Origin of the sequence: Neorhizobium puerariae, assembly GCF_042429745.1 — a bacterium.
Classification (GTDB): domain Bacteria; phylum Pseudomonadota; class Alphaproteobacteria; order Rhizobiales; family Rhizobiaceae; genus Neorhizobium; species Neorhizobium puerariae.
This window is the reverse complement of record NZ_JBHMAA010000018.1, coordinates 58,384-72,110: the sequence shown is the minus strand read 5'-3', so window position 1 is coordinate 72,110 and position 13,727 is coordinate 58,384. Positions and strand designations below refer to the sequence as shown.

The 13,727-nt window shown below is 62.7% G+C and carries 11 protein-coding genes and 3 pseudogenes; 11 read left to right on the top strand and 3 right to left on the bottom strand.

Annotated elements, in window-relative coordinates; genetic code table 11:
• Positions 1-17 precede the first annotated feature (17 nt).
• Positions 18-767: an electron transfer flavoprotein subunit beta/FixA family protein gene (locus tag ACFFP0_RS17000; RefSeq protein ID WP_377263101.1), complete on the top strand. Its 750-nt coding sequence runs from the start codon at positions 18-20 to the stop codon at positions 765-767.
• A 25-nt stretch (positions 768-792) separates the two neighbouring features.
• Positions 793-1,722 carry an electron transfer flavoprotein subunit alpha/FixB family protein gene (locus ACFFP0_RS16995; protein ID WP_377263099.1) on the top strand — a complete coding sequence of 310 codons (930 nt, stop codon included), beginning with the start codon at positions 793-795 and terminating at the stop codon, positions 1,720-1,722.
• Between the two features lie 275 nt (positions 1,723-1,997).
• Here ACFFP0_RS16995 and ACFFP0_RS16990 read toward each other — a convergent pair whose 3' ends face one another.
• Complete coding sequence (locus ACFFP0_RS16990; RefSeq protein ID WP_377263097.1) at positions 1,998-2,357, bottom strand: IclR family transcriptional regulator domain-containing protein; 360 nt, start codon at positions 2,355-2,357, stop codon at positions 1,998-2,000.
• A gap of 357 nt (positions 2,358-2,714) precedes the next feature.
• On the opposite strand from ACFFP0_RS16990, the gene ACFFP0_RS16985 reads away from it, so the two are divergent.
• The 6 genes and pseudogenes from ACFFP0_RS16985 to ACFFP0_RS16960 all read left to right on the top strand — a co-directional run bounded on the left by ACFFP0_RS16985 (position 2,715) and on the right by ACFFP0_RS16960 (position 6,868).
• Entirely contained in the window at positions 2,715-2,903 is a 189-nt protein-coding gene (locus ACFFP0_RS16985) for an SDR family NAD(P)-dependent oxidoreductase (RefSeq protein WP_377263095.1), read from the top strand.
• Positions 2,900-3,184 (top strand): ABC transporter substrate-binding protein, encoded by a 285-nt coding sequence (locus ACFFP0_RS16980; protein ID WP_377263093.1) that lies wholly within the window; start codon positions 2,900-2,902, stop codon positions 3,182-3,184. Before ACFFP0_RS16985 ends, ACFFP0_RS16980 begins: the two co-directional genes overlap by 4 nt.
• A pseudogene (locus ACFFP0_RS16975) lies at positions 3,181-4,046 on the top strand (ABC transporter substrate-binding protein). The gene ACFFP0_RS16980 and the pseudogene ACFFP0_RS16975 overlap by 4 nt, the downstream one beginning before the upstream one ends.
• 71 nt (positions 4,047-4,117) lie before the next feature.
• Positions 4,118-4,642 (top strand): annotated as a pseudogene (locus ACFFP0_RS16970) (SMP-30/gluconolactonase/LRE family protein); the annotation flags it as partial.
• Positions 4,643-4,763: 121 nt separating this feature from the next.
• Positions 4,764-5,774: pseudogene (locus ACFFP0_RS16965) on the top strand (aldehyde dehydrogenase family protein); the annotation flags it as partial.
• A 365-nt stretch (positions 5,775-6,139) separates the two neighbouring features.
• Positions 6,140-6,868 (top strand): IclR family transcriptional regulator, encoded by a 729-nt coding sequence (locus tag ACFFP0_RS16960; RefSeq protein ID WP_377263322.1) that lies wholly within the window; start codon positions 6,140-6,142, stop codon positions 6,866-6,868.
• Between the two features lie 135 nt (positions 6,869-7,003).
• Here the strand turns inward: ACFFP0_RS16960 and ACFFP0_RS16955 are convergent, their stop codons facing one another.
• Both ACFFP0_RS16955 and ACFFP0_RS16950 read right to left on the bottom strand, forming a co-directional pair.
• Positions 7,004-8,746: a hydantoinase B/oxoprolinase family protein gene (locus ACFFP0_RS16955; protein WP_377263091.1), complete on the bottom strand. Its 1,743-nt coding sequence runs from the start codon at positions 8,744-8,746 to the stop codon at positions 7,004-7,006.
• Positions 8,739-10,793 (bottom strand): hydantoinase/oxoprolinase family protein, encoded by a 2,055-nt coding sequence (locus tag ACFFP0_RS16950; RefSeq protein WP_377263089.1) that lies wholly within the window; start codon positions 10,791-10,793, stop codon positions 8,739-8,741. The genes ACFFP0_RS16955 and ACFFP0_RS16950 overlap by 8 nt, the downstream gene beginning before the upstream one ends.
• 401 nt (positions 10,794-11,194) lie before the next feature.
• On the opposite strand from ACFFP0_RS16950, the gene ACFFP0_RS16945 reads away from it, so the two are divergent.
• Genes ACFFP0_RS16945 through ACFFP0_RS16935 form a run of 3 tightly spaced genes read left to right on the top strand, consistent with a single transcriptional unit; the run spans position 11,195 to position 13,684 of the window.
• Positions 11,195-12,301: a cytochrome P450 gene (locus ACFFP0_RS16945; RefSeq protein WP_377263087.1), complete on the top strand. Its 1,107-nt coding sequence runs from the start codon at positions 11,195-11,197 to the stop codon at positions 12,299-12,301.
• Between the two features lie 4 nt (positions 12,302-12,305).
• Positions 12,306-12,491 (top strand): ferredoxin, encoded by a 186-nt coding sequence (locus tag ACFFP0_RS16940; RefSeq protein ID WP_377263085.1) that lies wholly within the window; start codon positions 12,306-12,308, stop codon positions 12,489-12,491.
• The gene (locus tag ACFFP0_RS16935) at positions 12,491-13,684 is read left to right on the top strand and encodes an NAD(P)/FAD-dependent oxidoreductase (RefSeq protein WP_377263083.1); all 1,194 of its coding nucleotides are present in this window, start codon (positions 12,491-12,493) and stop codon (positions 13,682-13,684) included. Before ACFFP0_RS16940 ends, ACFFP0_RS16935 begins: the two co-directional genes overlap by 1 nt.
• The last annotated feature ends 43 nt before the right edge of the window (positions 13,685-13,727 follow it).

Genomic DNA, 13,727 nt, shown 5'->3' with positions numbered 1-13,727 from the left:
AGTAAGGAGGAAGCCGAATGAAGATTCTGGTGCCCGTGAAGCGGGTTGTGGACTACAACGTGAAGATCCGCGTTAAGGCGGATGGGAGCGGTGTTGAGCTTGCGAATGTGAAGATGTCGATGAACCCGTTCGACGAGATCGCGATGGAAGAGGCGCTGCGGTTGAAGGAAGCGGGCAAGGCGACGGACGTGGTTGCGGTATCGATCGGGCCGGCGAAGGCCGAGGAGACGCTGCGCACGGCGCTGGCGATGGGCGCCGACCGGGCGATTCTGATCGAGACCGACGAGACAGTCGAGCCGCTGGCCGTGGCCAGGCTGCTGAAGGCGGTGGTGGCTTCGGAGGAGCCGGGCCTGACGATCCTTGGCAAGCAGGCGATCGATGACGACTCGAACCAGACGGGCCAGATGCTCTCGGCGCTGACCGGCTATCCGCAGGCGACGTTCGCCTCGAAAGTGGTGGTGGAGGACGGCACGGTTGTCGTGACCCGCGAAGTGGATGGCGGCCTGCAGACGGTCGAGTTGAAGCTTCCGGCCGTGGTGACGACGGACCTGCGCCTCAACGAGCCGCGCTATGCCTCTCTGCCGAACATCATGAAAGCGAAGAAGAAGCCGCTCGACAAGAAGACACCTGCCGATTTCGGCGTCGACGTTACGCCGCGCCTCAAGGTGCTGAAGACGGAAGCGCCGGCCGGCCGCAAGGCGGGCATCAAGGTCAAGAGCGTCGCCGAACTGGTCGAGAAGCTCAAGACCGAAGCCGGCGTGCTCTAACAGGCAGCAAGAGGAGACTTACATCATGACCATTCTTCTTCTGGCCGAACACGACAATGCGGCCCTTTCCGACCAGACGGCGAAGGTGCTGACGGCGGCCCTCAAGATCGGCGGCGATGTCCATGTCCTCGTCGCCGGCTCGGGTGCGGCGGCGGTGGCCGATGTAGCTTCGAAGCTTTCGGGCGTGTCGAAAGTTCTTCTGGCCGACGATGCCGCCTATGCCAACTGCCTTTCCGAACCGCTGACCGACCTCCTAGTCTCGCTGGCGGCGTCCTATGAGGTGGTGATCGGTGCGGCGACCTCGGTTGCCAAGAGCGTCCTGCCGCGGGTTGCGGCGCTTCTCGACGTGGCTCAGGTATCGGAGATCGTCGAAGTCGTCAGGGCCGATACGTTCAAGCGGCCAATCTATGCCGGCAATGCCATCCAGACGGTTCAGTCCATCGATGCGAAGAAAGTGATCACCGTCCGAACGGCGTCCTTCCCTGCGGCTGCTGCCGGTGGTTCGGCTGTCATCGAAGCCATTGCCGCTGTGGGCGACAGGGGCATCTCGAAATTCGTCTCGGAAGTGATTGCCGCTTCGGAGCGTCCGGAACTGACGGCGGCGAAGATCATCATCTCGGGTGGTCGCGCGTTGGGTTCTTCGGAGAAGTTCAATGAGGTGATCCTGCCGGTGGCCGACAAGCTGAGCGCTGCGGTTGGGGCGTCCCGTGCGGCTGTGGATGCGGGCTATGCCCCGAATGACTGGCAGGTTGGCCAGACGGGCAAGGTGGTGGCTCCTGATCTTTACATCGCCTGCGGCATCTCCGGTGCGATCCAGCACCTGGCCGGGATGAAGGATTCGAAGGTGATCGTCGCGATCAACAAGGACGAGGAAGCGCCGATCTTCCAAGTGGCCGACTACGGCCTCGTCGCCGACATCTTCGAAGCCCTGCCGGAGTTGCAGAAGGCGTTATGATAAAAAAGCAGGAAGGAGCAGGGCTGTGTTGTATTTGGACGCCGAAGCTCTTTCCTGTTTCAGCCGACCGGACAATCAAATCGATAGCAGAGCCGAGTGAATCTTCATGGTGCGCGTTTCCGTGTGATGCGACGAAGAACAGAGGATCGGCCGTTCGACTCCGCTTGGAGAGTCGGCCGAAGGTCTGAACGGCAAACAAAGATGAATGGTCCTTTGCCTCCTCTCGCATAAGAGGACATCGGTTTTAAGCGAGGAATCCGTTCCTTCTATGGAAGTTACTGCTCCTGGCAGGCTGCAACGATGCGTTTGCTGGTTGCATGAAGCAGCGGCAGAAGGCTTTTTGCCCGGTCGGGTGTCAGGCGCTGCGAGATGCTGGAAATGGTCAGGGCAAGATAGGGCGCGCCGTTGGGGTTGGGGACGGGAACCGTCAGGCCAGCCACGCCGACGAAGGTCACGTCGCGCGCCCAGCCGAAACCTTTCCGCCGCACCATGTCGACTTCCTCGCGCAGGCATGCGGCATCCGTTTCGAGAAACAGCGACGGGGTCTGCGCCGCCCGCAGGATGATATCCTCGGCTTCCTCCTCTGGCATGGCGCCGAGAAGCGCGCGCCCCGAATGGCCGCTGACGAGATGCAAGGTCTGATTGGCGGAACGACATGCGTGCGCACCGGGTAAGCACCTTCGCAGCGAAGGAGGTAGTGGGCGTGGTCGCCCCGGCGCATGGCAAGATAGACGGTATCCCCGCATTCGTCGGCGAGCGTCTGGACGATCTCCCGCAGTTTGCGGAGGTCGCCGATCGGACTGGGCGCGTTCAGGCCCATCTCATAGACCACCGACCCCAGCTGATATCGGCGTTCGGTGGTTCTGCGAATGAAGCGCTCGCCAACCAGCATATTGAGAATCCGGTGAGCCGTCGGCCGGCTCAATCCGGTTGCCTGCGTTACATCGATAAGGCGCGCTCCCCGCTGACCATGGCGGGAAACCTCGCGGAGGATGGCGCAGGTTCACCTTGGCGGAGTCTTTCTTTGCTGCAGGGCTGCGCTGGATGATATGGTGGCGCGCGACTATGGGCGGATCGTTACCATTGCCTCCGTGGCGGGCAAGGAAGGCAATCCGAACGCATCCTCCTATTCGGCCGCAAAGGCAGGCATCATGCCGAAGATACCTTCAAGTTCGCCATGATCGATCCCTTCTCCGGTCCAGCTGCGGTCGTGACTGAACGCATCAACAAGATCCTCCGTCACTCGGTTGCCGAGGTCAACGCCAATGGCGGGCTGAACGGCCAGAAGATCGAAATCCTGACCTTCGACAACAAGATGTCCCCGCAGGAGACGGCGATTCAAGCGCAGAAGGCGATCGACGCCGGCGCCCGCATCCTCCAGACGAGTGTTTCCTCGTCCAACAGTTCGCCCTTGTCGATTTCGTACGCAAGTACAACCGCCGCAACCCCGACAAGAGGGTGATCGTGTTCGACGGCGCATCCCATGATCCGGCGACGAACGGGGCCAAGTGCAGCCCCTGCAGCTTTTCCTGGGTTCTCAATGCCAACATGAAGACGGCCGGCCTCGCTTCCTACCTGAAGACCCGTCCGGATATCACCAAGGTCTTCCTGCTGAACGCAGAGGGTTCTTCCGGGCAGACGACGCGCCAGAGCGTGATCGACATGGTCGGCAAGGCACGCCCGGATATCGAGTGGGTTGGCGACGATACGCATCCGCTGCAGAAGATCACGGATTTCGCGCCTTACATCGCCAAGATCCGCGCTTCGGGCGCGCAGGCCGTTATCACCTCCGACTGGGGTGCCGATCTGGCGCGGTGTTGAAGTCGGCGGGAGAATCCGGCCTTGGCGTGCAGTGGTTCACCTATTTCTCGACCGGCCCCGGCGCCCCGACGGCCATTGCCCAGGCCGGTCTGAAGGATCTCGTCTACTCGGCCTCCGATGGCGACGCCGGTATCGACAATGCGGAGCTGAAGGCGTTCGAGACCTCCTTCCGCGCGGAGCAGGGCATATCCGCAAGCCCGTTCCCTGGTGACACTTCGGCCATCCGCGCCCTCGCGGTGGCGGCAAAGAAGGCTGGTTCCAACGAGACCGATGTACTCGCATCCGCGCTGGAAGGCGTGGAGTTCAAGACGGTTTACGGTGCACCGGCGACCATGCGGCCGGACGATCACCAGATCATCACCCAGATGACGGTTTCGACCTTCGGCCCGGTTTCCGGCGATGCGCTGGACGAGGACAGGACCGGCTGGGGCTGGACGAACGTCGCTATCGTTCCCGCGGCGGACGTTACACTGCCTTCGATCTGCAACATGGATCGCTCCTGAAAAGGAGCGGTTGCCGCCGGTCGTGCTGAAGCACGCCTCCGCCGCATGTAAATACAGTCGAGAGCGACACGATGCCAGTTCAATACCCCTGTCGCGAAGTCGCCTCCGGTCTCGGTTTTCCCAAAGGTCCGGTGGTTCTGCCCGACGGTTCCCTGATTGTATGCGAGATCCGGCGCCGCTGCCTCACGCTGATCGTGCCGGACGGAACGAAGACGACGCTGATGACGATCGACGGCGCCCCGGACGGGGCGGCTGTCGGCGCGGACGGCGCGCTTTACATCTGCAACAACGGTGACGGTTTCGCCTGGGGCGAGCCCGGTGGCTGGACACAGCCGGTCGGCGGCAATCCCGCCTATTCGGGCGGCCGTATCGAACGGATCGATCTGCAGAGTGGAGAGGTGCGGGAACTCTATCGTGAGTTAGGCGGGCATCCGTTGCTGATGCCCAACGACATCGTCGTCGACGGCGATGGTGGTCTCTGGTTCACCGATCACGGCATCCGCGACGTGCGCGGTTTCCGACACGGCGGGCTCTATTACGGCAAACCGGATGGCAGTCATGTCCGCGAGGTCGCCTACCCAGACCTCTTCATCATCAACGGTCCGAACACGGGCCTTGGCCACAATTCCATCGTCTACATCATCGAGGCGCAGGTCGATTACATCCTCGGCGCGCTCGACCATGCCGAGACCCGAGGCATCGCCGTGATGGAAGCCCGCGCCATGGAACGCGCCGGTCATCCTGGGCACGCGGGCAGTGGCGATGCCGCTCGCCTGCGGCAATACGGTTGTGCTCAAGGCATCGGAAATGTGCCCCCCGCACCCATCGGCTGATCGGTGAATGCCTGGTGGAAGCCGGATTGCTGGAAGGCGCGATCAACGTCATCAGCAATGCGCCGGAGGATGCGGCCGAGGTTGTGAAGACCCTGGTCGAGGCCCCCGCCGTCCGCCACGTCAATTTCACGGGCTCGACGGCAGTCGGCCGCATCATCGGTCGGCTCGCTGGCGAAAACCTCAAGCCGGTGCTCCTCGAACTCGGCGGCAAGGCGCCTTTGTCGTTCTGGACAGCGCGGATATCGACGGAGCGGTGAACGCCGCTATCTTCGGCGCGTTCATGAACCAGGGCCAGATCTGCATGTCGACGGAGCGGATCATCTTGGTCGAGGGGGTCGCAGACGCTTTTGTAAGCCGCCTGGCCAAGCGCGCCTCTGTCCTGCCCCATGGCGATCCGCGCGGCGATGTCGTGCTGGGTTCGCTGGTCAATCCGGCCGCTGCGGAAAAGATGGACGGCCTGATTGCCGATGCCGTTTCCAAGGGTGCCAAGGTTGTTGCGGGAGGCGTGCGTCACGGAGCCGTTCATTCGGCGACGCTTCTCGACGGGGTGACGTCCGAGATGCGCATCTATTCCGAGGAATCCTTCGGTCCGGTGAAGTCGATCATCCGGGTAAAGGACACGGAAGAGGCCATTCGCGTCGCCAATGATACGGAATACAGCCTGTCCTCGGCAGTATTCGCCCAGGACATCCGGCAGGCGCTCGACGTTGCCAACAGGCTGCAGAGCGGCATCTGCCACATCAACGGTCCGACCGTTGCGGATGAGCCGCAAATGCCGTTTGGCGGGGGCAAGGCCAGCGGCTTCGGCCGGTTCGGAGGAAAGGCCGCAATCGCCGAGTTCACCGACCTTCGCTGGATCACCATAGAGGACGCGGGCCAGCACTATCCATTCTGAACCGCATCTTCGGGCAGTGGCATTGCCCCGGCCGTGCCTCCTCGCAGAGGTCTGCCGACCGGCATTTTCGTTGCCGGCGGCAGTGTGAGCAGACCGCTTACTGCTCCATGCAGATCCGACCGTAGACCAAGATCCGAGGCATCAAAACATCCTCTCCTTCCTGCATTGGTCTGTGTGCGTCGGGCGATCGCTGGGAATGGTTGTAGCCAGGAAACAGAGTGAACTCGCGGCACATTCGCCAAGAAAACAACAACCAGTTAGATGCTGCATGCTTTTTCTTATCCGCCTGTCAATCATCATTCAGATGGCATGCCGACAGATGCCCCGGTGCCATCTCCCGTTTAAGTGGTGCTTCGACGCGGCGGCTGTTCATCGCGAACGGGCAGCCGGGACGGCACGGACGCGATCAGGCCAGCCTTATGGGGGTGGTGCGGATCGCTCAAAACATCGGTGAGACCAAACCAAGAATTTTGCGGATGTTACGCACAATGGAACGGCGTGGTTTGGTTCGGAAGAGCGATACCGGCACCTATCGTCTTGGCACGACGGCAATCGTGCTCGGAACGGTCGCCTCGACAGAGGTCGATCTGGTGCGCATCGCCAACCCCATCCTGGAAGAACTTGGCCAGAAAGCGAATGAAACCACTCAATTGCGCATCATCGACAATGGCGAATCGTTATGCATCGCTAAGTTCGAGCCGATGCGAGACCTGCGCGTGCAGGCGATGATCGGCCGTCGCCCGCCGCTAACCGCCGGCTCCTACGAGGTCCTGCTCGCCTTTCTCCATCACCAGGTGCAGCGGCAGATGATCCCGGATGTCCTGCCGAGATTGAGCAAGCGGACAATCACAGATCGCGGCAAGCTGCTTGCGGAGTTGGAGAAGATCAAGCGCCAGGGATTCTGCGTCAGTTTCGGAGAGATGAGCGAGCAGCTTGTCTCCGTATCCGCGCCGGTTCTGGCCTTTGACGGCTCGGTGATTGCCGCGGTGAATGTAGGCCCCCCGGCGTTTCGAACGCAAAGAAGCGATGTCGACCGCTTCATCGTTCTGCTCAAGGACGCTGCCGGCAAAATATCCGCCCGGTTGGGCTGGTAAGCCTGAACCGGTTCGTATCCGTCAGGGCCCATCCCGGGAGACGGTGTTCAAGGCGCTTTCGCGTTCGACGCGTGCGACTTTACGAACGATTTACCGCCCCGGGATGAACAGAGGGAACGTCGGGGCCTCCCGCGGTCAGCCGAAGGCTTTCTCCTCGTCAGAACGTTCCCAGCGCGCTATCGCTGTCACCGCATGGAAATCCATCCACTGGGGATAGTCCGCGCGGGCGCTGTCGGCGCTGATCTTTCCAGCGGCGAGGTCATCCTCGATCGCGGCGACGGGGCGCTCGTCCGGGCGACCGTAGCCGCCGGCGCCGGGCGTTTCGATGACGGCACAGGCATCGGCCGCCAGGGGGATCGACGTCGCCTTGGAAGAAAGCGCCACCTTGCCGCCGTCCGCCGTTTCCAGGTAGAAGCGTCCGCTCGCACCGGCCTCTCCGCCGAAAATGCCCCAGGGCTTGTGCCGGAACCGTTCGCCGACGCCATTGAACTCGCAGGTATGCCCGACCGGCCGGATGACCCGCCGGATGCCCATGCCGCCGCGATGGCGACCTGCGCCGCCGGTGTCGGGAATGAGGGAGTATTCCTCCACGCGCAACGGATACTCCATTTCGATCGCTTCGACGGGCAGGTTCGATGTGTTGGTTATATGGACCTGCACGCCGTCCTTGCCGTCGCGGGCAAAGCGTGCGCCCATGCCACCGCCGAGGGTTTCGAGGTAGACATACATGCGCCCCGTCGCGGGGTCCGTGCCGGTGAACACGGCGGACGTGTTGGCGCCGTTCGCCGCGGCAATCACCTGCTGCGGGACGACAGGCGCCAGTGCACCGAGAACGCAGTCGACCACGCGCTGGCACGAGTTCGCACGCATCGCGACGGCCGCCGGGGCGATGCAGTTGACGAAGCTTCCGGCCGGAGCCTGAATCTCGATCGCGTTGAAAATCCCCTGGTTGGTGGGAATCTCCGCGTCGAGCAGCGCTTTCAGCGAGTAGCAGATCGCCGATTGGGTAGCGTTGAAGGTCAAGTTGAAATTGCCCTTGACCTGGGGGTCCGTGCCGGCGAAGTCGAAGACGATCCGGTCGCCGGATTTGGTGATGGCGAGCACGATGCGGATGTCGTCCGATCCCGCGCCGTCGTCGTCCATCACATCCTCGAAGCGGTAAGTTCCGTCGGGTAGCGAGGCGATCGCCTTGCGCATGCGCATCTCGGTGCGGTTGATGATGGCATCGAAGATGGCCTGCATACGCTCCACGCCGTGCACGGCAAGGACGTCGCGGAGGCGTGCCTCGCCGAGGCGGCAGGCGGAGATCTGGGCGTTGAAGTCGCCCCGCCGCTCGTCGGGCAGGCGCATGTTGAGGAGAAGCAGCTTCAATAGGTCCTCGTCGCAGCGGCCGCGGTGATAAAGCCGCATGACCGGAATGCGCAGGCCCTCCTTGTAGATCTCGTCGAGACCGCCCGACATGGAGCCAACCGCCGCCCCTCCGACATCGGCGTGGTGGATTATGTTGGCGACAAAGCCGACAAGCCTGTCGCCGTCGAAGATGGGGGCGGCCATGTTTATGTCCGGCAGATGGGTGCCGCCTGCCACATGTGGGTCGTTGGCGATGAAAATATCGCCGGGGCCGATATCCTCGCCGAAGCGGGCGATCAATTCACGCATCATTCCGCCCATCGAGGCGAGATGCACGGGAAGCGACATTTCCGCTTGCACGACGAGCCTGCCCTCGGCATCGGCAATGGCGGTGGAGTGGTCGTGGCGCTCCTTCACATTGCTGGAGAAGGCGCTGCGCATGATGGTGATGAAACACTCGTCGGCGATGGATTTCAGGCCATTCCAGGCGATTTCCAAGCTGATCGGGTCGATCTCGGCATTAGCCATTGGGAAGCTCCATGATCATGTTGAGGGCGTCATCGACGCGGATTTCAGCGCCAGGTGGGACGACGGTCGTGCTGTCGAACTGGGTGATGATGGCCGGCCCGGAAATGATGGTGCCGACGGGGAGCGCGGAGCGTGCATACATCGGCGTCTCGACCGGGCCAGCCTTGTCGAACCAGACGTCCAAGTGGTCGAAGGCCTCGGCCGCGCTGGCGTCGGGTGTATTTTTCGCTTCCTGTTGCGCGAGCTGAGCGGTGGCGCGCAGGCGGATGTTCACCGTCTCTACGATACCGTCCGGATCGCAATCGCCATAGCTGCGGCGATATTCGGCGAGAAATGCTTCCTTCAGCATTTCCGCGTCCGGGCAGGCGACGGACGTTGCGCCGCTCGCCGCCTCGACCGACAGCTCGTAGTTCTGGCCGAAATAGCGCATGTCGAAGCTGAGGGTCATGTGCTGTGCGGCGGAGGAATCGGCCTCGTGCTCCAACCATGCCTGCGCTCTTGCGACAAGGGCGGCGACTTCGATCTCAAGGGTGGCCATATTCTCCTTCCGCACGAGAGTGCGGCAGTTGACGACGAAATCTTCCTGCAGATCGGCGAGGATCAGGCCCTCGGCGCAAAGAATGCCCGGCGCGCGCGGAACGATGATGCGCGTCATGCCGAGGGAGCGGGCGACATCAGCGGCGTGCAGCCCCCCCGCGCCTCCGAAGGGCATCAGGGTGAAGCGGCGAGGATCGTAGCCTTTCTCGATGGAGACGACGCGGATCGCGCGGGTCATATTGGCGGTGGCGATGCCGACGATGCCGAGTGCCGCTTCTTCAAGAGAGACGCCGAGCCGGCCGGCGAGCGGTGCGATCGCCTTGACGGCCAATGTGCGGTCGATCGTCAATCCGCCGCCGGCAAGTTGTATGGGCAGGCGACCGAGAAGAACGTTGGCGTCGGAGACCGTGGGCAATGTGCCGCCCTTGGCATAGCAGGCCGGACCGGGCACAGCACCGGCGCTTTCCGGGCCGACCTTCATCAACCCGTCGGCACCGATCTGCGCGATAGAGCCGCCACCGGCGCCGACGGTATGGATGTCGACCATCGGCAGACGGATGCGGAAGCCAGAAATATCGCGGACGCTGGCAAGCGTCGTCTTGCTTTCGCGAATGAGGCAGACGTCGGTGCTGGTGCCGCCAATATCGAGCGTGATCACGTCGCTGATACCGGAGCTGGCGCCCGATCCTGCTGCGCCGACCGCGCCTGCCGCCGGCCCGGAAAGAGCGGTGCGAACGGGAAATTCCCGCGCCCGCTCGACGGACATCAGCCCGCCACTGGACTGGAAGATGCCAAACTCGGCTTTCGGAGCGACGGTTTTCACCTCGGCTTCCAGTCTTGCCATGTAGCTGCTGACCTCCGGCTGAAGGAAGGCATTGATCAGCGTCGTCGAGAACCGCTCGAATTCGCGGAATTCCGGCTGGACCTCCGCCGACGTCGAGACGAAGAGGTTGGGCATCGCCTCGCGTAGCGCCGCGGCAAGCCGCTTTTCATGGGTGGGGTTGAGGAAGGAGAAGATCAGGCAGATGGCGACCGCCTCGATTTCCGGTCGGGCCCGGATGGCCTCGATGACCGAAGCGATCTCGCTGTCCGTCAGCGGGCGGATGACCTCACCCGTTGCGCCGATCCGCTCGTCCACTTCGAGCCGATACTGGCGGCCGGCCAGCGGAGCGGGCGCATCGGTCTGGAGATCGTAGATCAGGGGGCGAGCCTGTCGGCCGATCTCCAGAAGGTCGCGGAAGCCGCGGGTGGTGATGACGGCGACCTTTGCGCCCTTGCGCTGGAGCAGCGCATTCGTGGCAACAGTGGTGCCATGGGCAAAGCGGCCAATGGCTGACGGATCGATGCTGTGCCGTTCGGCCAGTTCGCGCAAGCCGTGAAGCACCGCGCGGGATGGATCGTCCGGCGTCGAAGGGCGCTTGTGAATGACCGTTCTGCCGCTGGTCATCTCCCGCGCGCAAAAGTCGGTGAATGTGCCGCCAACGTCGCAGCCGACAATCCAGTTCTCCATGACGTGTCCCCGTGGTCCGAGTGAGAATTCCTGTGTGTCATTGACATTTAAAATACACAGTGTATAAAAACAAGTCGAAAAATTATTTTTAAGCGCGACGAGGGCAGAGAACGGCTGAAGGCCGCTAAAGGCTGAAAAGTGGGAACTTGACGATCAACAAAAACTGCGTCTCATATATATAGACCGACCGGTCGGTCTGTAGTTGCGAATGAGCATTATACGCGGCCGCCGGCCGCCCAACCTGTGAGAAAGGGTCGGAAGTGACTGAGATATCTCTCCTGAGCGAGGCCGCGAGGGCCTGCCCCTATCACGCCTACCGCCAACTGCGAGCCGAAGAGCCGGTCAAGTTCCTCGCAGATCAGAATATCTGGATTCTGAGCCGTTATGAGGACTGCGACTACGTGCTAAGCCATCCGGAACGTTTCACTTCACGCGAGGCGCTATCCAGCGCCAACGCTTACCGCAGCTGTCCCGCGGCGCTTGAAACGCTTGCGAAATCCCGCGCTCTTCCACGCCAGAGGACGCTGATCCTGGCTGACGGCGAGCAACATCAACGTCACCGCAAAGCGATCCAAAACGCGCTTTCCCCGGCGCGGATGATGAAGGAATTCGGCCCGACGATCGAGCGTCGCGTGAATACCTATATCGACACCTTCGTCAGCGAAGGCCGCTGCGAAGCGGTGAGCCAGCTGGCGATACCGCTGCCGATGTCCTTGGTGGCGGTCATCTTCGACGTGCCGGACGAGATGATCGGTACGCTCAAGGGCTGGTCAGACAGCTTCTTCGCGGCACTCAGCGGCCTTGTTCCGGAAGAGGTGGTCATTCGCGCTGCCCGTGATACCCTGGAATTCGAGAACTTCATTCTGGACCGCGTGGCCGCACGCCGAGGTACTGATCGCACGGACTTCCTCGCACGCCTGACCAACGGCGTCGACGGGGCCGAACCGCTCAACGATGCCGAGATCGTCAACATCTGCTCGCAGATTCTGGTGGGTGGCAATGAAAGCACGATCAGCCTCATCGGCAACCTTATCTACCAGATCGCGGCGACCGAGGGGTTGGAGTCGGAACTTCGCACCGATCCCACCAAGATACCGGCGGCAGTCGAGGAATGCCTCCGACATGAGCCGCCCCTGCAGGCGATGTACCGTATCACCTTGCATGAGGAGACAATCGGCGGACAGGTCATCCCGGCCGGTGCCAAGCTGATGCTCAATTTCGGCTCCGCCAACCGCGATGAGAATTTCTATCGCGACGGCGAGGATTTCGATCCGGATCGCGACAACACCGAGACGCTGCACCTTACCTTCGGGCGAGGCCGCCATGCCTGCGTCGGCCAGACGATCGCCCGGCGCGAAGCCGTGATCACCGTCACCGCACTCGTCAACCGGCTACAGAACATTCGGCTCCTGCCCGACCACCCGCCAGCGCGCAGCAGGATCTTCGGGGTTCGTGGGTTTGAGAAGCTGCATATTGCGTTCGAACGTCGTCATCAGGAAACGGAGTGAAACGATGGTCAAGATCAAGGTCGACATGAACCTCTGCGAGTTCCATGGCCAGTGCGTGTTCATCGCGCCGAGGGAATTCCGTTTCGAGGATGACGATCTCGTCTACAGCGAAGAGGTCGACGAGGAGCATCGCAGCCGGGTGGAGAAGGCGGCCAAGGCCTGTCCGCAGCTGGCGATCAAGGTCGAGTGATGGGCGCGCGGGAACATTTCGTCGTGGTCGGCGCCTCGCTCGCCGGCCTGCGTGGCGCCGAAGCGCTGCGTGCCGCCGGCTATGACGGCCGGATTTCCGTGGTCGGCGGGGAGGGGCGGTTGCCCTATAACCGACCGCCCCTTTCGAAGAAGATCCTGACGGGCGAACAGGCGATCGAGGATGTGTCCTTCCCGATTGCCGAAGACCTCGACGTCTGCTGGCGTCTCGGCTCTGCCGCGGCCGGGCTCGACGTGGTGCGGCGGCAGATTACGCTCGGTGACGGCGGGATGGTCGATTACGATCGCCTGCTGATCGCCACGGGCGTTTCGCCGGTCATTCCGAACATACCGGGCCGCGACCTTGCCGGCGTCCATATCCTCCGGGACGTCGAACATGCGCTGGCGCTTCGTCGGGATCTCGTGCCCGGCCGCTCACTGGCGATCCTCGGCGCGGGGTTCATCGGCTGTGAGGTCGCCGCCAGCGCAAGGCAGATGGGGCTGGACGTCACCATCGTCGACCGTCTGGCGTGGCCGATGAACCGGGTGATGGGCGAGGAGATGGCGGGGCTCTTCCGTACGATCCACGAGGAGCAGGGCGTCCGGTTCCATATGAGCCGCGAGGTCGTCGCGTTGAACGGGGAGACCGCCGTTACCGGCGTTGAACTCGACGGCGGCGAAATCCTGAAAGCGGATGTCGTTCTGGTGGGAGTGGGCTCGCGGCCGGCAGTCCAGTGGCTGGAAGGGTCAGGTCTGGTACTGCAGAACGGCGTCGTCTGCGATGCTGCCTGCCTTGCGGCGAACGGGGACGGCCGCATTGCCGCCGCTGGTGATGTTGCCGCATGGTCGCACTTGGGCTTTGGCGGCGAGGTCATGCGGATGGAGCACTGGACGAATGCCTTCGAGCAGGGCGCGGCCGCCGCCCTTGCCCTGATAACCGAATCCCCGGACCCCTATTTGCCGCTGCCATCCTTCTGGTCGGACCAGTACGCCTACAAGATCCAGGCGCTCGGCCGGCCGCATGCCACTGATCGGGCAAGCTTGATGGCCGGTAGTCTCGAATCGCGCAAGTTCGTCGTTGAATACGGCAACGACACCGGCATTACCGGCGTGCTCTCCGTGAACATGCCAGCAAGGATGGCAGGCTACCGCCGGGACATGGGGGCGGAAATCCTGCGACGCGCAGGTCGCGCCTGAGCCCTCTCGGCCGCTGCGCCCCCATGTGCTGCGGCTGGAAACC

Bases quoted from the DNA above. Each gene is read 5' to 3' on its own strand.
- ACFFP0_RS17000 (WP_377263101.1), top strand. From the start codon at position 18: ATGAAGATTCTGGTGCCCGTGAAGCGGGTTGTGGACTACAACGTGAAG.
- ACFFP0_RS16995 (WP_377263099.1), top strand. From the start codon at position 793: ATGACCATTCTTCTTCTGGCCGAACACGACAATGCGGCCCTTTCCGAC.
- ACFFP0_RS16985 (WP_377263095.1), top strand. From the start codon at position 2,715: ATGGCGCAGGTTCACCTTGGCGGAGTCTTTCTTTGCTGCAGGGCTGCG.
- ACFFP0_RS16980 (WP_377263093.1), top strand. From the start codon at position 2,900: ATGATCGATCCCTTCTCCGGTCCAGCTGCGGTCGTGACTGAACGCATC.
- ACFFP0_RS16955 (WP_377263091.1), bottom strand. From the start codon at position 8,746: ATGGCTAATGCCGAGATCGACCCGATCAGCTTGGAAATCGCCTGGAAT.
- ACFFP0_RS16950 (WP_377263089.1), bottom strand. From the start codon at position 10,793: ATGGAGAACTGGATTGTCGGCTGCGACGTTGGCGGCACATTCACCGAC.
- ACFFP0_RS16940 (WP_377263085.1), top strand. From the start codon at position 12,306: ATGGTCAAGATCAAGGTCGACATGAACCTCTGCGAGTTCCATGGCCAG.
- ACFFP0_RS16935 (WP_377263083.1), top strand. From the start codon at position 12,491: ATGGGCGCGCGGGAACATTTCGTCGTGGTCGGCGCCTCGCTCGCCGGC.